The organism is Pseudoalteromonas ardens (assembly GCF_030125445.1).
Lineage (GTDB): Bacteria > Pseudomonadota > Gammaproteobacteria > Enterobacterales > Alteromonadaceae > Pseudoalteromonas > Pseudoalteromonas ardens.
In genome coordinates this window covers 1-15,735 of the sequence record NZ_JASJUV010000007.1, presented here as the reverse complement: position 1 = coordinate 15,735, position 15,735 = coordinate 1, and the positions used below count along the sequence as shown (strand labels likewise).

Here is a 15,735-nt window from a genome sequence, read left to right as displayed (position 1 = left end):
TTACTCACAACTAAACCGGCACACTCAGCAGATAAAGCAGCTGAGTCAATGACCCTTGAGTAATCGCGGCATCGGCCTGCTCGACCACCTTAGGCTTGCCATGTACAGCAACGCCTAGCCCGGCAGCAGCCATCATGATTAAATCATTGGCGCCGTCGCCCATGGCCACGGTTTGTTTGGGTGCAATACCAAACTTTTCAGCCAGAGATTTAAGTACCTCGGCTTTTTTGCTGCCATCAACGACCTCGCCCAGCACTTTACCAGTCAGCTTATCGTCAGCAATTTCCAGAGTGTTAGCAAACACAGCATCCAGCTGCAGCGGCGCTTTTAGTGCCTCAGCAAACCAGGTAAAGCCACCGGAGGCAATCGCCAGATGCCAGTGATGTGCTTTGAGCACCGCACATAACTGAGCAACGCCCTCCATCAGCGGCAGGTTGTCTTTGAGCTGCTGAATAAGCGGCAGCTCGACGCCGGACAGCTTAGCAACACGCTGATACAGACTGTCGTTAAACGCCAGTTGCCCGGCCATGGCCTGTGCGGTCACCGCAGCAACCTCATCATACACCCCGGCCAGTCTGGCAATTTCATCAATACACTCGATGGTGATTGCCGTGGAGTCCATATCCATTACCAGTAACCCGGGCTTAAGCAAACTGGGCGGCTGGCTGATAGCCGCACCTTGCAGGCCACATTGAGCCGCTAAAGCGCGAATAGGTGCACGCACATCGCGTGTCGAGTGTGTGTATACAACCAGGCCAGGTGTCATCGTTGCTGTTGGCTGATACAGCGCCAGTCTGGTGACCTCAATATCCGCCTGCTGACACAAGCGCAGAATCTCCAGAACATTGGCACTACTGAGCTCAGCGCCAAAAAAACACAAGTACTGACCATCTTCAGACAGCGGGCTGCTGCCAGGTCTCAGTTGATCATCGTTTTCAATGTGGTACCAATTTGCTACAGTGAGGCACTGCTGAGCAGGCTCAGCCGTGGCACGCAACTGGATTGACGCGAGTGACTTTGACATGGATACTCCTGATTGGGGTCATATCCGGCTCATTGAGCCGATGTGTGATTACTTGCTTGGTAACGGTATGCGCCCTTTTTAACATCTTAATCGTGGCATGTCAGCAGGCAAACAAGATCTATGAAAAATACACAAGCCCTTGAAACCCTTTCTTCTTCACGCAATCGGCGACTACTGCGCCTGCTCATCGCTGCAATGTGCTTTTTAACCATTACCTGGCTGGCATTTAACACCAGTTTTCGCTCCCATCAGCTGTTACACAGCAATGCCGACCACGCTGGCCGTAGCCTGACGAAGCAATTGGCACTAAATGCCGCCCTGCCAATGAGCCGCATGGATACGCCCCAGCTCAGAGCCCTGAGCAACCACCTCGCCAGTGACGACTATGTGCTGTCTGTCAGAGTCTACAACCATCAGGGCCAGTTTATTATTGGTAATGATGGCCAGAATGCCCCACCTCAGATAACTGATTTGCCCCGCCACTTGCCCGGACTGGCTCAGTCAAAGCAACCCATTGTGGAACCCATTTATGACGCAGAGCAGCAACCTATTGGCTTTGTCAGCGTCGAATACTTAACCGAAGCGGCGATGGCACAAAGCCATAGACATTTTCATGAGCTGGGTCGCGTGGTACTGCTGATGCTGGGCATTGCCTGTATTTTTACCTGGCAGATAGGGCGCGCGCTGAAACGCTGGGAAGTGAAACGTCAGATCCGAAACAGTGCCGCAGAAGAGGAGTAAAGCGCGTGTGCAAGCTGCTGTGCAGGTTCCTTTCGGATGTCACACAAATGCGCAAATACCTCCACCATGCGTTTCGGTACGTTAGGCTGTCCCTGATAACCCGCTAACGGCATCGACGGTGCATCCGTCTCCAGCACCAGTGCATCCAAAGGAACTTGCGCTAGGGTGGTACGGGTTTTCGCCGCCCGCGGATAACTGATGGTGCCACCCACACCGAGTTTAAACCCGAGCTTCAGATAACTCTGCGCATCTTGCAATGAGCCAGAGAAGGCATGAATAACGCCCCCGTATTGAGGGGGACACTGTTTAAAGGCGTTCGCCAATAGGTGATGACTTTTGCGGTGATGGACAATCAGCGGCAGACCCAGCGCATTGGCCAGCGCTATGTGTTCAATAAACAGGTGTTGCTGCGCGTCAATCTCCTCCACTATGGCATCAATACCACACTCACCAATTGCCACCAACTGTGCACGATGCTGATGGGCAAGCGCTGCTAAGTCAGACATATCTGTGGCACTGTGCTGTGCCATAAAGTAAGGATGAAGACCAAAGGCGATGTGCACGCCCGGGTGCTGCTGTGCGAAAACAGGCAATGTGTGGCACTGTTCCAGTGTTACCCCTGGCACCACCCATTGCCCGATACCCTGTGCCTGCGCCTCTGTCAGGTGTTGTGGCAAACTCTCTTTGAGTTCGTCAAAGTCGAGATGGCAATGGGTATCAATGAAGCGCATGGGGTATAACACTATGGGTTAAGACGTTCAACCTGCCACTGTCCGCTGACGTCTTTACGATACATAAAGCGGTCATGCAAACGATGCTCTCCCCCTTGCCAGAATTCAATCTGATGAGGTTTAACACAATACCCGCCCCAGAAATCCGGCAACGGAATATCCCCTTTCGCAAACTTGCTTTTCATGCTGTTGAAGGTCTGCATCAGGGCCTGACGAGAGGAGATCGGCCGCGACTGGGCTGAAGCCCAGGCAGCCAGCTGGCTTTCTTTTGGACGGGACAGAAAGTATTTAGCAACCGCAGCCGTCGGCAGCGGCTCGGCTTCACCATACACTATCACCTGACGCTCCAGATTGTGCCAGGGAAAGTGCAATGAAATCTTATTATTACCTTTTAGCTCTTGTGCCTTACGCGACCCGGTATTAGTGAAAAAGACAAAGCCGTTATCGTCCACTTGTTTGAGCAACACGATCCGCTGTGACGGCTGACCCTGCTCATCTACCGTGGCCACCACCATGGCGGTCGGATCGCTGAGATTTGCATCCACGGCCTGCTGCAGCCAGTGTTCAAACTGCACGATGGGGTTATCATCGAGCTTCTCGCGGGAGAGGCCATCTTTAGTATATTCGCGACGAATATCATCAAGTTTCATAGTGGTCATTCCTTACATAACACAAAAGGCCGCAATAGTGCGGCCTCAGTCTAACACAACGTGATGCATGCATTGCATGATCTCACGCAGGACTTACATCTGCTCCATCACCTCGATGCCCAGCAGTTCAAGACCAGTGTTGAGTGTTCTGGCAACCAGATTACACAGCAACAGACGACTTTCACGTACTTCAGCAGACACATCTTCTTTAAGGATTGGACAAGCTTCGTAGAAGGTCATGTACAGACTCGCCAGCTCGTACAGATACCCACATAGTACGTGTGGTGTCGCTTCGCCGATCATCAGATCCAATACTTCTTCAAGCTGCAGGAGTTTCAGCGCCAACGCCTTTTCCTGTGGCTCAACGATATTGATGCTGCCACTGAGCGCAGCACTGTCGACGCCAGCTTTGCGGAAAATACTGCGCACACGGGTATACGCATACTGTAAGTAAGGTGCTGTGGCGCCTTCGAAGCTCAACATAGTATCCCAGTTGAAGATGTAATCACTGGTACGGTGCTTTGACAAGTCAGCGTATTTCACCGCACCAATACCCACTTTACGGGCGATTTCAGCACGGGCTTCTGCACTCAGCTCAGACGCACGGTCGGCCAGTTTTTCGCTGGCACGACTAACCGCTTCATCCAACAGTTCAGCCAGCTTAACTGTGCCGCCTGTACGAGTCTTGAACGGCTTGCCGTCACTGCCCATCATAGTGCCAAACGGACAGAACTCATAACTGGTTTCGTCGCGCAGCAGACCCGCTTTGCGTGCAGTCAGCTCAACCTGGTTAAAGTGCAGGCTTTGACGGGCATCCACGAAGATCAGGATACGTTCAGCGCCCAGCTCGTTAGAGCGGTAATCACACGCAGCCAGATCGGTCGTGGCATACAAGAAACCACCACCCGATTTTTGCACGATAAACACCGATGGCTCACCATCTTTGTTTGCCAGCTCATCCAGGAACACCACCTGTGCGCCCTGATCTTCAACCGCAATGTTTTTCTCCTTTAACAGCGTGATGATCCCGGCCAGACGATCGTTATAGGCACTTTCAGCCATAATGTCATCGCGCGTGAGCGTCACATTCAGCTTTTTGTAAACTTCTTCAGAGTGCTTCACAGACGTGTCGATAAACAATTGCCACAGTTTCTGGCAATGTGCATCACCGCCTTGTAATTTAACCACATAATCACGGGCCTTATCCGAGAACCCTTCCTCATCGTCGAAGCGCTTCTTAGCGTCACGATAGAAAGTTTCTAAGTCCGCCAGTGCCACGTTTTCTAGGTCAATGCCTTGCGCCAGCATATCTTCCAGGTGTGCGATCAGCATACCAAACTGCGTGCCCCAGTCGCCCACGTGGTTCTGACGCGTGACTTTGTCACCACGGAACTCAAGCGCACGTACTACCGCATCACCAATGATGGTAGAACGCAGGTGACCCACGTGCATTTCTTTGGCCAGGTTAGGCGACGAGAAATCGACGACCACGTTTTGCGCCTGTGCATGCTCAGCCACGCCTAGCTTGGCATCCTGATTGGCGGCTTCCAGGCTCGCAGCCAGAAACTCCGGCTTAAGGTGAATATTAATAAAGCCCGGACCAGCGATTTCAGTTTTTGCAGCCACATCGCTCACATCCAGATTATCAATGATCTTCTGTGCCAGCTCACGCGGGTTGGTTTTTAGTGCTTTCGCAGCGCCCATTGCGCCATTAATTTGATAGTCACCAAACTGCGCACGGGTGCTTTGCGTTACCGCCGGATTGGTGCCTTCAGGGATCCCTGCCGCGGCCATCGCAGACAGAGCTTTTTCAATTAGAATACTTTTAATGTTCATTGTGTTTCCTTTGGGTCAGTGCCAGCCTGGGCACTGAGCAAACATCATCGGCGCCTCGGGGCGCCGGAATAAAACGCAGCTTTAAACAGTCAGCGAACAATCGGGTCGAATGCACCAGCTTATAGGAAGCGCCAGAGCCAAATCAACCCGCAGCATGACTTTTGGGGCCATCAGACAAGCCGGATGCCCCACGTTAATTTAGTGTTCGCGCGTCTGGTGGAACTGCACGTCCGGATAACGTTCCATCGACAGGTTCAGATTCACCCGGCTTGGAGCGATATACGTCAGGTTATCGCCTCCATCGAGTGCCAGGTTCTGCTCACACTTGCGGCGGAATTCAGCCAGCTTTTTCTCGTCTTCACAATTAACCCAGCGCGCCGTCTGAACGTTAACGCTTTCGTAGATCGCATCCACGTTGTACTCAGACTTCAGTCGTGCCACTACCACGTCAAACTGCAGCACACCGACCGCGCCTACGATTAGATCGTTGTTGATCAGCGGACGGAACACCTGCACGGCACCTTCTTCTGATAACTGTACCAGACCTTTTAGCAGCTGCTTTTGCTTGAGTGGATCTTTAAGGCGGATACGGCGGAACAGCTCAGGGGCAAAGTTTGGAATACCACTGAACTTGAGTTTTTCACCCTGAGTGAAGGTATCACCAATCTGGATTGTGCCGTGGTTGTGCAAACCAATGATGTCACCGGCAAAGGCTTCCTGTGCGCGTTCACGATCTCCGGCCATAAAGGTCACGGCATCAGAGATGCTCACTTGTTTACCCAAGCGAACGTGGTTCATCTTCATGCCCTGAGTGTATTTACCTGACACAATACGCATAAAGGCGATACGGTCGCGGTGTTTCGGGTCCATGTTAGCCTGAATTTTAAATACGAAGCCGGTGAACTTCTCGTCGTCGGCACTCACTTCACGTTCATCCGTCTGACGCGGCAACGGCGACGGCGCCCACTCTGTCAAGCCATCTAGCATATGGTCTACACCAAAGTTACCCAATGCAGTACCAAAATACACAGGTGTCAGTTCACCACTAAGGAATAACTCTTTATCGAATTCGTGCGATGCGCCAATGACCAGTTCCAGCTCTTCACGCAGTTGCTCCGCCAAACTCTCACCGATAGCGGCATCCAAGTCAGCGTTATCTAACCCCTTAATAGTACGGACTTCCTGAATGGTATGGCCCTGACCCGTTTGATACAAAATGGTCTCATCACGATGGATGTGGTACACCCCTTTGAATTCTTTACCACAGCCAATCGGCCAGGTAACTGGCGCACACATGATGTTCAGTTCAGTCTCAACCTCGTCCAGCAGCTCCATCGGATCGCGGATATCACGGTCCAGCTTGTTCATGAAGGTCACGATAGGCGTATCGCGTAAACGGGTGACTTCCATCAGCTTACGGGTTCGATCCTCAACACCTTTGGCCGCGTCGATAACCATCAGACAGGAGTCCACGGCAGTCAGTGTACGGTAGGTATCTTCCGAGAAATCCTCGTGCCCCGGAGTATCCAGCAGGTTAACCAGGCTGTCGTTGAACGGGAACTGCATCACAGACGTGGTTACTGAGATACCACGCTCTTTTTCCATGTCCATCCAGTCTGATTTGGCGTGCTGGTTAGAGCCACGGCCTTTTACGGTACCGGCCTGTTGCAGGGCCTTACCGAACAAAAGGACTTTTTCTGTGATGGTGGTCTTACCCGCATCCGGGTGCGAGATGATAGCGAAAGTACGTCGCTTGTTTATTTCATTGAGGAAAGTCTGGTCTGCCATTAGTCAATTCTTTAGGTTATACGCGGATCCACACATGCTGCGCAAAGTGTGCGCATGACACTTTGCAGGGTCATCCGGCGGGTTCATTTTTAATCGTGTACTATTTTCGCCGATCTTGGCACTTTTAACAATCAATGCTTGGCATTACATATCATCAAGCTGTAAAAAAATACTCAGTCAGACATATGAGGTGGTTTTGCAGGCTTAACAGGGGTCTCATCGGCGTTATGGATACATATTGCCGGAGTATAATATGCGACAGCGGGCATGCCTGATCCAGATAGCACACCCGCTGGTCACAATCGCGTTACTACAGTAGCGTAATAGAAATCGCGGTATTGTCTTTTACTGAGAACTTAGCTTCTTCATATGGCGAAGGACCAAACGCGCCCCCATTATTACTGAAGCCATACCCTTCCTTTGGAATACCCAGCATATTAGTGTCCAGTCGGTTATTATCGTTATCATCATGAATTAACTTGACGGCGTACTCACCATCTTTCAAATCTGCAAACGTGATAACTTCTTCTGTATTGGCCACTTTTATCCGGCTCACTGCCGCAGGTTTATTACTATCGTAGCTTGCTTTATCGGCAAACAGCGAAACCAACAGGTGACCCTGCAAGCGTTTAATGTCCTTCACTGTGACTGTCACTTCCGCTGCGTGCACCATAGTCAAAGGGGTGAGCAATGCGCTTAGAGATAGTCCCATTGAGATTAAGCATGTTTTTAGTTTCATTATTATTTCCTTTTGATTGTTCTCGTTGTTGATGTCTCTGCTCAGTGATTAACCACAATCAGGCTGAGCGTAATGCATGCGTAACCGGAATTCTGACAGCGTGTATGGCCGGCAAGATCCCCCCGACCAGTCCAATCACGACAGCAATGCCTAACGCCTGACCAACCAGATCGGCTGAAATGGTGAAGTTAAACATAATCTGACTCAGGTTAGCCGCATTATTGGTCGCGGTTGTCATATCATTAAGCCCCAGATACAACGGCAAGACACCCAAAACCCCTCCGATCAGCGCCAATAAGATAGACTCAAAGACCACTGAACTGGCAATGGGAATGGGCGCAAACCCCATCGCTTTTTGTACGGCAATTTCTGTGCTGCGTGACGCAATCGCCGAGTACATTGTATTAATTGCAGCAACGATGGCACCCAGCGCCATGACCAAGGCCAAAGGTATACCCAGCCAACGCATCAGGCGTGTCACATTTTCAGATTGCTGAGCAAAAAACAACGCTTCTGTGATCACCCGAACATTCAGCCTGGGGTCGGCATCCCATTGCTGTTGCAACTGTGCAATATCGACATCATCTGCAAATGCAATTCTAACGGACTGAATACTGTTGCCGCGCTGATAGTCATTTTGTACCGTACTGAGATCTGCCCAGATCTCAGATTCAAACACACTTAAATTGTCTGAAAAGATACCCGCGATTTGCCATTGTGACCCACCGAGCTTAATTGTGTCGCCCACTCCCAGCTGAGGGTGTTTGCGGGCAATTGCCTGCCCAATGACAACCTGACGTAGTCCTGACTGAAAATAGCTACCCTGCTCGATTTTAAAATCAGGCCGCATATTTGCAGCGCCCGCACTTACCCCACGCAATGCCAGACTCAAAATTTCTTCACTGCCAGGCAACTGAGTTTCCGCATTAACGAACATTTCCGATGAATAAATAGGTCGGTCTTGCTCATCCCGCAGTGCTTTTGGGTGATTGAGCATGATATTAACTTCCATAGGAAACAGCACACTTTGCAATTCTGAAATCGATCCGGCCCGCATCACCAGTAAGGTATTATCCAATCCTGACTGTTCCATGGTTTTGCTCATGCCATTTATCAGGGTTAATACGCTGAGCAATACCGCTGTGACACAGGCGATACTGAATATCGCAACAAAAGATGCTACAACGCGATGAGGCAAACTACGCAAAGTAATAGAGCAGAGTTTAAGCACCTGTTTTAATGAAAAAATGCTATCCATAATCAAGTCCTCAATGCCTTGCTGATTGTTAAACGATAAATACTAAGGGCTGGCGATACGCAGCAAATTAATGCCAACGAGAAGATCATGACAACGATTTGTACATAATGAGACGCCTGAATATGGATCCCTGGCAGAAAAGTGGCTAGTTTTTGCTGCACCACATCAAGACCAAATGCGGCAATCAAAACGCCACTTGCGGCACCGACAAAAATTATCAGTAGCGCTTCCATATAAACAGAAGCAATTAATTTCCCGGAAGAGAACCCAAGAGACTTCATAACAGCCAACTCATTCATACGTTCCCGAATTGATTGGCTCATACTATTCGAGGCGATTAATAACAACGTAAAGAAGACAGCCAGTACAACCAGTTTTAATATCCAGCTCAAATCCACAAATTGCTGCGCCTGTTCTTTGACAAACACCTGCTCGGTTGTAGTGCGCGTCTCTGCCGTAGAGTTTTCAAACACCTTGTCTATTGCGTGACTGACACCATCAGCATTTGCTCCACGACTCAGTTTTGCAACCAGCCAACTCACATAATAACGACCGTATCCCCGGTTTTCGTCCAGATAATCATGACGCATAAAAATCATCTGCTGGTTAGTTTCAGCTGCATCAGTTTGATAAATGCCTGTAACCTCAAACTCCCAGGTGAAAGAAGAGGTTGTATTGCTCATCCAAATAGTTGACTGGATTGGTACTTTATCCCCAACGCGCCACTGATACTTATCAGCGAGTGCCTGACCTATGATGATGCCGGATTTAATTTGTCGCCAAGTTGTTCTGGCCCCTTCAGCCAACACATACTCAGGATAAATGTCAAAGTAGGTTTGAGGGTCAACAGCGACCGCCTGAAGTTGATTTCGCTCATCCCTAAAAAAGCCACCAAACCAGGAAACATAAGTCACATTGTCGACTCCCTCGATAACATTCATCTTGTTCTGATAGTTAAGCGGAACCGACTTAGTGATTGAAATTTTGTGTGTTGTCATCAGACGAAACTGATTATTGTCGCTACCCGTCGCATTCAAAGCCGCATTGATTGCAAAGATAACCGTATACAAGAAAAAGGCCACACAAATAGATAAAGCAGTCAGCCAGAATCTTGCAGGCCGACGCATGGCATTTTTCCATGGCAGCTTAATGGCGCTCATACAGCTTCTCCATCAGATGCCGTTTCAGTGAAACTCTCCAGATTGATCACCCGGCTTGCGTATTCAGCCGCTTTGCCATCATGGGTTACCATCACAATAGTTTTACCAAACTCCTGATTAAGCACTCTTAACAAAGACAAAATCGCGTCGGCTGTTTTTCTGTCCAAATTACCCGTTGGTTCATCACACAGCAGCACATCTGGGTCAGTGACAATAGCACGAGCAATGGCTACACGTTGTTCCTGACCACCCGAAAGCTCCTTAGGGAAATGGTCGGCACGCTGTGACATTTCAACCAACGAGAGCGCAGTTTCAACCTGGCTTTTACGGCGAGCCTTAGTTAACTTTGTCAACGTCAGTGGTAGTTCTACATTATCAAAAGCGCTCAGCACAGGCAGCAGATGGTTAGTCTGAAATACAAACCCCACGTGCCTGGCTCGCCAACGCGTGAGTTCAGCTTCAGAGCTCGCACTGACCAATTTACCGGCAACCATCACTTCACCACTGGTGGGCTTATCCAACCCACCCATCATATGTAACAGGGTCGTTTTCCCTGAGCCAGAAGGCCCCATAAGTGCAATGAACTCTCCTTTTTCTATCGCTAAATTGAGGTCCTGATGTACAACAACGCGATTATTACCTTTGCTGTAGACCTTACTGACATTTGTAAATCTAATTCCTTGTTCCATTTCTTGTTATGCCTTTTCTAGTTCTTAGTTGTATTGTTTTATAGCATTTAGTTGATAGTCAAAATTAAGCAGTTGGCTGTTATAACCGCTGAGTGTCATTGGCTAAAAAGCTCACCTTTACCCCCATATCCGGCAAAATCCGCGCATCCCCTTCAAGCAGCTTAATGCGGACCTTAATGCTGGCTTTTTGTCTATTTGCGGTCGGAATGATAGTCAAAACTTCACTGTTGATAGGCCAATCAGGGTAAGCGTCGAGGCGTGCAACGACAGACTGGCCGGGCAAGACACGATGAATGTAGCTTTCTGCAATATCCACTTCGATTTCAAGTGAACTCATGTCTACTATCGTGGCGATCCCGGTACGAATGGTTCCCCCGCCGGATGTACCAGCGGAAATTAACTCACCGACCTGGGCATTCTTCTGGATCACCATGCCTGCAAAAGGTGCCCGAATAGTGTGTTGTTCAAGATTATATTTGCTCAGCTCAACGTCTTGCTCCGCCTTCTGGTTCAATGCCTGTCGACTTCGCAGCTGCATCTTCAGCTGTTCAATCTTAAGTTCATAGGTGTCCAGTACATCTTTGGCTATGACCTTGTTATTGTACAAAGCCAAATTTCGTTCATATTGCAACTGTTCTAATTTGAGCTGACTTAGTAGTTCTTTATATTGCGCCTCTCCGGCAACCAGCGCCGCTTTCGCCCCGGCATAAGAAAAAGCCGCCTGACGACTATCGAGCTCTGCCAGCACATCATTTTGGTCCACACGCTGCCCCTCTTCAATCAGCAGCTGCTCTACTTTGCTGGTGACACGCGAAGAAATGGTTGCTATTCGACGGGCAACAATATGGCCACTGGCCTCCAGCACTTTGTTTGATGTGTTGAGTTTTGACGTGCTTTGCTCATTTGCTGTAAGTGGTATTTCTGGGTTGGTTTGTTGCACTTCGGATGCCTTTATATTGGCCTTAGGTGCAGAGATTGGCTGTGGCTGAGGCTCAGCATCAGTGGTAGTCTGTATCCACCAGAATAGCGCGACAGCACACGCTATCAAAACAAAGATAATCACTCCGTTTCTCACTGTATGTGAATCTGTGTACTCATCGTCCTTTGGCAAAGCTAATTGTGCGATTTTCTCTTTTGAATTGTCGTTCATGTTATTTTTCTTATCTTGGTTGAATGCAGTACAGCATGAATGACAGCATGTCCCCGTCATTCAATCGCGCTTTTCTGCTTAATGCTCTTTAATTCTGTCTTGTACGAAACGCAACCTACCCAATTGGTTTCAGACCTGACAGTATCGACTCTTGGCTTTAGATTGCGTGAATATAAAGCCAAGAACCTGTGGTATAACTAATCTTTTAGCTGTCTATTTAGTCTTCGCTAACCTGCAGTCCGGCATTATTTAAACTACCAGCACTGCCATTTGACACAATACTCTGACGCTTGGCATGCCCGGTAAGACGCAGATTGCCAGAATCCTCCATTTTTGCTGACAGGCGGCCAACATTCACTTCAAGATCCGCATCAGCAGAGTCAGTGATCCAAACATCAAGGTGGTCACCGACAATTTCTCCGTCTGTACCAATGGTTGCGGATCCCGCAGTTTTAATTCCAGACAAGTTGGTATAGTTCACCGTAACCAGGATCGCTTCGCCGCTGTGAAATCCGCGCGTTGTTACCGTGAGTACGCCCTCTGAAACCTCTGTTACGATGTCTTCAATATCAATACCGAATGCATTCACTTTTGCTTTGGGTGATGTCCCTTTGACCAAAACCACATTGACCAATCCGCCTACCTCTATGCGCTCAAACTCGCTTAGCTGGCGCTCTTCTGTTTTACCAGCAACGGTAGCAACTGCTGAGCACCCAAACAAAAACATTGTGACCAACAGAACCCAAATACTTTTCATACTAATTATTCTCCTTTTGAACTTACTTTCGATATAAATTAAAAAACTGACGCCACTCTTTCATCGATTCATAGCCGAGTACCCCAATTAATATCGCGGCACTGACTCGAATATAAAGGTTAATCGTCGCCATCAGCTCAGCCGCCACATCAGCACTGGCAGCGGTTAAGAGCACGTTATCACCAGACAATACAAGGATGAGTAACAAGATCATTAACGCTCCCATTAACAGGGTATAACCCAGTAGCTTGATCCGACTCCAATATGGCTGTAACAGATTAAAGGTATTCAATACCACCAACGCCGCAAGTACAGCGCTAAATCCGTATAATAAGTCACTCAGTAAGGTGCTGATCTGCACAGATTCAATTTGATTGCTTTGTGGTAGCAAAGCGAATAAATCATAATCGCTGTTTACGACAATTAACGCTAACACAGCAAATGCGAGGTGCTTAAAAGAGTTTGCAAAGGGAATATAAGGGCTAACAACATAGTCTGATTTCAATGCACCGAGGCGCCAGCTATCGAGCAACCTTACACCTAGACTTGAACCATCCAGATAATAAAAGCATGCTGTTACCACTACTGCCATTAATACACTGGTATGGAATATGTCGTACGCTGTGCTCAAAGCCAAAAAGAGCATCACAATATTGTCGTTTACCAATAGCGTAAACACGCCATTAAGCACAAAAAAAACAGCGACCAGCTTAATCGTAAAAGCCAGTACTTGTTTATAAAGGGGAAACCAGTCACTGCTAATTAAGCTTGTACGCTTGGTATATTGGCCAGCAAATTGTTCGGGATGGCCAAAACTATTTAGCAGCTCTATCGTTTCATCAGAAGTCATGCTCCGACCAAGCTGACTTTCCTTTTCTTGTTGGGCACTTAGTATATTGGATGCAAGCTCTTCGCTAACTTCATCACGCATATCCGCGGATAAGTTGCGTCTCACAGCATCAATATAACAGTTAACTAACTCCATTTTCATACACCATTTTATCGAGTATCTGGCTTATTGCCTGCCACTCTTGAATCAGTTCTTGCGATAACACGTATCCTTCATCGGATAACTGATAATACCGCTTCTTTCTTTCTCCACTCTCAAGCCACTTGCTATTGAGGTACCCCTGCTCAGCAAGGCGTCTGATCATCGGATATAAAGTGCCTTCTTCAATATCGATCCCCAGAGCCTGTAACTTCTTACGCAATGAGTAGCCATAATGCGGCTCTCGCAGTGCAATCAAGACAGCCAATACTAAGCTGCCCCTTCTCATTTCTTGACGATGCCTTCCGCTTTTCATAAATCCTTTATCTTTATCAAGTTAAGCAATACTGTGTATGGAACAGTTGTACCATACACAGTATCAAATTTGAAACATAATATTAATCAACTATCACGTTTCATTTTTAATTGTCCCTGAAATATCTCTGGCTCCCTGCCCCTTTAACATGGTGAAGTGCGTTCCCTCAGCTTTCGCCAAGGCCAGATTTTCAGCACCTAAAACTTGTTGCCAGCCCTGCAACAATTCCTGTGTGTGCTCAGCTTTTCTGTGCGATGCAGCCACAAACTTGAATTGACATCTCAGCAAAGCAGTTTCGGGATCAGCACGATACTGCGCAAATGCCTGTAAGTGACTTTCGTATACCTGTAACAAGGCATGTGCCACACTGATTTGCTCCTCAGTAGGTGACTGTCCTGTTAGCTCAGTCAATAGCCAGTCAACTGCTGCGAGGCTGTCAGTTTGTGCAAGCGTCACGAGTTTGTCCTGTTCACTCTGTGCTATCTGGTTAAGCGATTGTGTTGGAACCAACTTTAGCTGTACCAAACGCATTGCCAGAAACTGATAAGCATCCGCTAAGATCTGCGATTCCGTGCGTCTGTCACCAGTTTCCGGGGCACTGGCATCCAACAGTAAGATCTGATGAGGCTGAACGCCTAAGCGCCTCAATATAAGCAACATTTCAATTACAATCGTCGCTCCCATTGAGTGACCGACAATGATGAGCTGATCGGTTTCTTTGGTCGCCATCATTGCAGCAACATAATCTTCCGCCATTGTGTAAATTGAATTATCTGCCTGCTGTCCATCCAGCCCCCTAGGTTGTACCGCATATACCTGATAGTCATTAAGCGCCTCAGCCAAAGCACTAAACTCATTGGCATTACCACCCACACCGGGCACACAAAAAACGGTGGGATGCTTGCCATTCCCGACGCTTAGTCTGACCAACAAGCTGTCAGAGTCGTTAGTTGCTGACTGCTGCGAGGGCGACATTAAATTCGCCATTTCACGAATGGTCTGATGCTGCCAAAATGCGCCCAGTGTAATAGTGATATCAAAACGGTCTTTAATCATCGCAAGCATCTGCACGGCCAATAAGGAATGACCGCCAACACTGAAGAAGTTGGTATTAACCCCCAGCTGGGCCGGCTCTATCTTCAGCAGTTCAGCCCAGATATCCACAAGCGCTGCTTCCTGCGCGCCTTGCGGTGCAACATAAACCGCCTGCTGACTCACTTTGTCTGGTGCTGGCAACGCCCGTCTGTCTATCTTGCCCACCGACGTCAGTGGCCACTCTGCCAGCAACACTAAATAAGTCGGCACCATATGAGCCGGTACACGCTCCGCTAACGCCGCTTTGAGTGTCTCAACATCCAGCTCTGTGCCCTGCTGTGCAACCACCCAGGCGACCAGCTGCTTATCTGCCGCCTCTTCTCCTGTTACCTGCACCAGGCTCGACTGAACGCCCGCTAAGCTGTCTATCTGATGGACTATTTCTCCAAGCTCAACCCTGAATCCCCGGATCTTCACCTGATTATCTGTGCGTCCCATAAACAGTAAATTGCCATCTTCTCCTACCCGCACCAAATCTCCCGTGCGATATAACACCCCGTCACCAAACGGGTTACGCACAAATCGCTCGGCCGTCAGCGCTGGCTGATCCAGGTATCCCAGTGCCAGTCCGGCACCACCGCTAAACAGCTCTCCTGTATACCCAGGTGGCGTCAGTGTCATCTCCGGTGATAACACATACAACGAAGTCCCCGACACCGGCAATCCTATCGGGATACTGGTGTATTCCGTACCCCGCGCTATCTTGCAGCAAGCCGTGAAAGTGGTATTTTCTGTTGGTCCATAACCATTCACCAAAGTGATATCCGGATAAGCGTCATATACCCTCGACACCGCCCGCGGTGATACCACATC

The 15,735-nt window shown here is 48.8% G+C and carries 15 protein-coding genes; 1 reads left to right on the top strand and 14 read right to left on the bottom strand.

Translation table 11 applies throughout. The features are described from left to right. Positions 1–10: 10 nt before the first annotated feature. Positions 11–1,024, bottom strand: a complete 1,014-nt coding sequence (serB, locus tag QNM19_RS18765; RefSeq protein WP_049865803.1) for a phosphoserine phosphatase SerB — start codon at positions 1,022–1,024, stop codon at positions 11–13. A gap of 120 nt (positions 1,025–1,144) precedes the next feature. Between serB and QNM19_RS18760 the strand changes: the two genes are divergently transcribed. Continuing rightward, positions 1,145–1,765, top strand: a complete 621-nt coding sequence (locus QNM19_RS18760; protein WP_284027081.1) for an AhpA/YtjB family protein — start codon at positions 1,145–1,147, stop codon at positions 1,763–1,765. Here the strand turns inward: QNM19_RS18760 and QNM19_RS18755 are convergent. The 13 genes from QNM19_RS18755 to QNM19_RS18695 all read right to left on the bottom strand — a co-directional run. Continuing rightward, positions 1,732–2,496, bottom strand: coding sequence for a TatD family hydrolase (locus QNM19_RS18755; RefSeq protein ID WP_284027080.1), 765 nt, complete (start codon positions 2,494–2,496; stop codon positions 1,732–1,734). The two genes, QNM19_RS18760 and QNM19_RS18755, sit on opposite strands and share 34 nt — an antisense overlap. 11 nt (positions 2,497–2,507) lie before the next feature. Beyond that, on the bottom strand, positions 2,508–3,146 hold the full coding sequence (gene pdxH / locus QNM19_RS18750) for a pyridoxamine 5'-phosphate oxidase (RefSeq protein ID WP_049866603.1): 639 nt from the start codon (positions 3,144–3,146) through the stop codon (positions 2,508–2,510). Between the two features lie 93 nt (positions 3,147–3,239). Continuing rightward, on the bottom strand, positions 3,240–4,982 hold the full coding sequence (argS, locus tag QNM19_RS18745) for an arginine--tRNA ligase (RefSeq protein WP_284027079.1): 1,743 nt from the start codon (positions 4,980–4,982) through the stop codon (positions 3,240–3,242). 198 nt (positions 4,983–5,180) lie between these two features. Then, positions 5,181–6,770 carry a peptide chain release factor 3 gene (prfC, locus tag QNM19_RS18740; RefSeq protein ID WP_010384053.1) on the bottom strand — a complete coding sequence of 530 codons (1,590 nt, stop codon included), beginning with the start codon at positions 6,768–6,770 and terminating at the stop codon, positions 5,181–5,183. A 310-nt stretch (positions 6,771–7,080) separates the two neighbouring features. Next, the gene (locus tag QNM19_RS18735) at positions 7,081–7,509 is read right to left on the bottom strand and encodes a DUF2141 domain-containing protein (RefSeq protein WP_049864724.1); all 429 of its coding nucleotides are present in this window, start codon (positions 7,507–7,509) and stop codon (positions 7,081–7,083) included. Between the two features lie 58 nt (positions 7,510–7,567). Continuing rightward, a complete protein-coding gene (locus QNM19_RS18730; protein ID WP_284027078.1) occupies positions 7,568–8,767 on the bottom strand; it encodes an ABC transporter permease in 1,200 nt (399 codons plus the stop codon). Positions 8,768–8,769: 2 nt separating this feature from the next. After that, a complete protein-coding gene (locus QNM19_RS18725) occupies positions 8,770–9,927 on the bottom strand; it encodes an ABC transporter permease (protein ID WP_284027077.1) in 1,158 nt (385 codons plus the stop codon). Continuing rightward, positions 9,924–10,616 (bottom strand): ABC transporter ATP-binding protein, encoded by a 693-nt coding sequence (locus QNM19_RS18720; RefSeq protein ID WP_284027076.1) that lies wholly within the window; start codon positions 10,614–10,616, stop codon positions 9,924–9,926. Before QNM19_RS18720 ends, QNM19_RS18725 begins: the two co-directional genes overlap by 4 nt. Before the next feature lie 79 nt (positions 10,617–10,695). Further along, entirely contained in the window at positions 10,696–11,766 is a 1,071-nt protein-coding gene (locus QNM19_RS18715) for an efflux RND transporter periplasmic adaptor subunit (protein WP_284027075.1), read from the bottom strand. 217 nt (positions 11,767–11,983) lie between these two features. After that, positions 11,984–12,523, bottom strand: coding sequence for a GIN domain-containing protein (locus tag QNM19_RS18710; RefSeq protein WP_049864718.1), 540 nt, complete (start codon positions 12,521–12,523; stop codon positions 11,984–11,986). Between the two features lie 22 nt (positions 12,524–12,545). Then, positions 12,546–13,508: a hypothetical protein gene (locus tag QNM19_RS18705; RefSeq protein ID WP_049864717.1), complete on the bottom strand. Its 963-nt coding sequence runs from the start codon at positions 13,506–13,508 to the stop codon at positions 12,546–12,548. Continuing rightward, the gene (locus QNM19_RS18700; protein WP_284027074.1) at positions 13,495–13,779 is read right to left on the bottom strand and encodes a PadR family transcriptional regulator; all 285 of its coding nucleotides are present in this window, start codon (positions 13,777–13,779) and stop codon (positions 13,495–13,497) included. Before QNM19_RS18700 ends, QNM19_RS18705 begins: the two co-directional genes overlap by 14 nt. A gap of 141 nt (positions 13,780–13,920) precedes the next feature. Next, on the bottom strand, positions 13,921–15,735 hold a 1,815-nt coding region (locus tag QNM19_RS18695), incomplete at its 5' end, for an alpha/beta fold hydrolase (protein WP_284027073.1).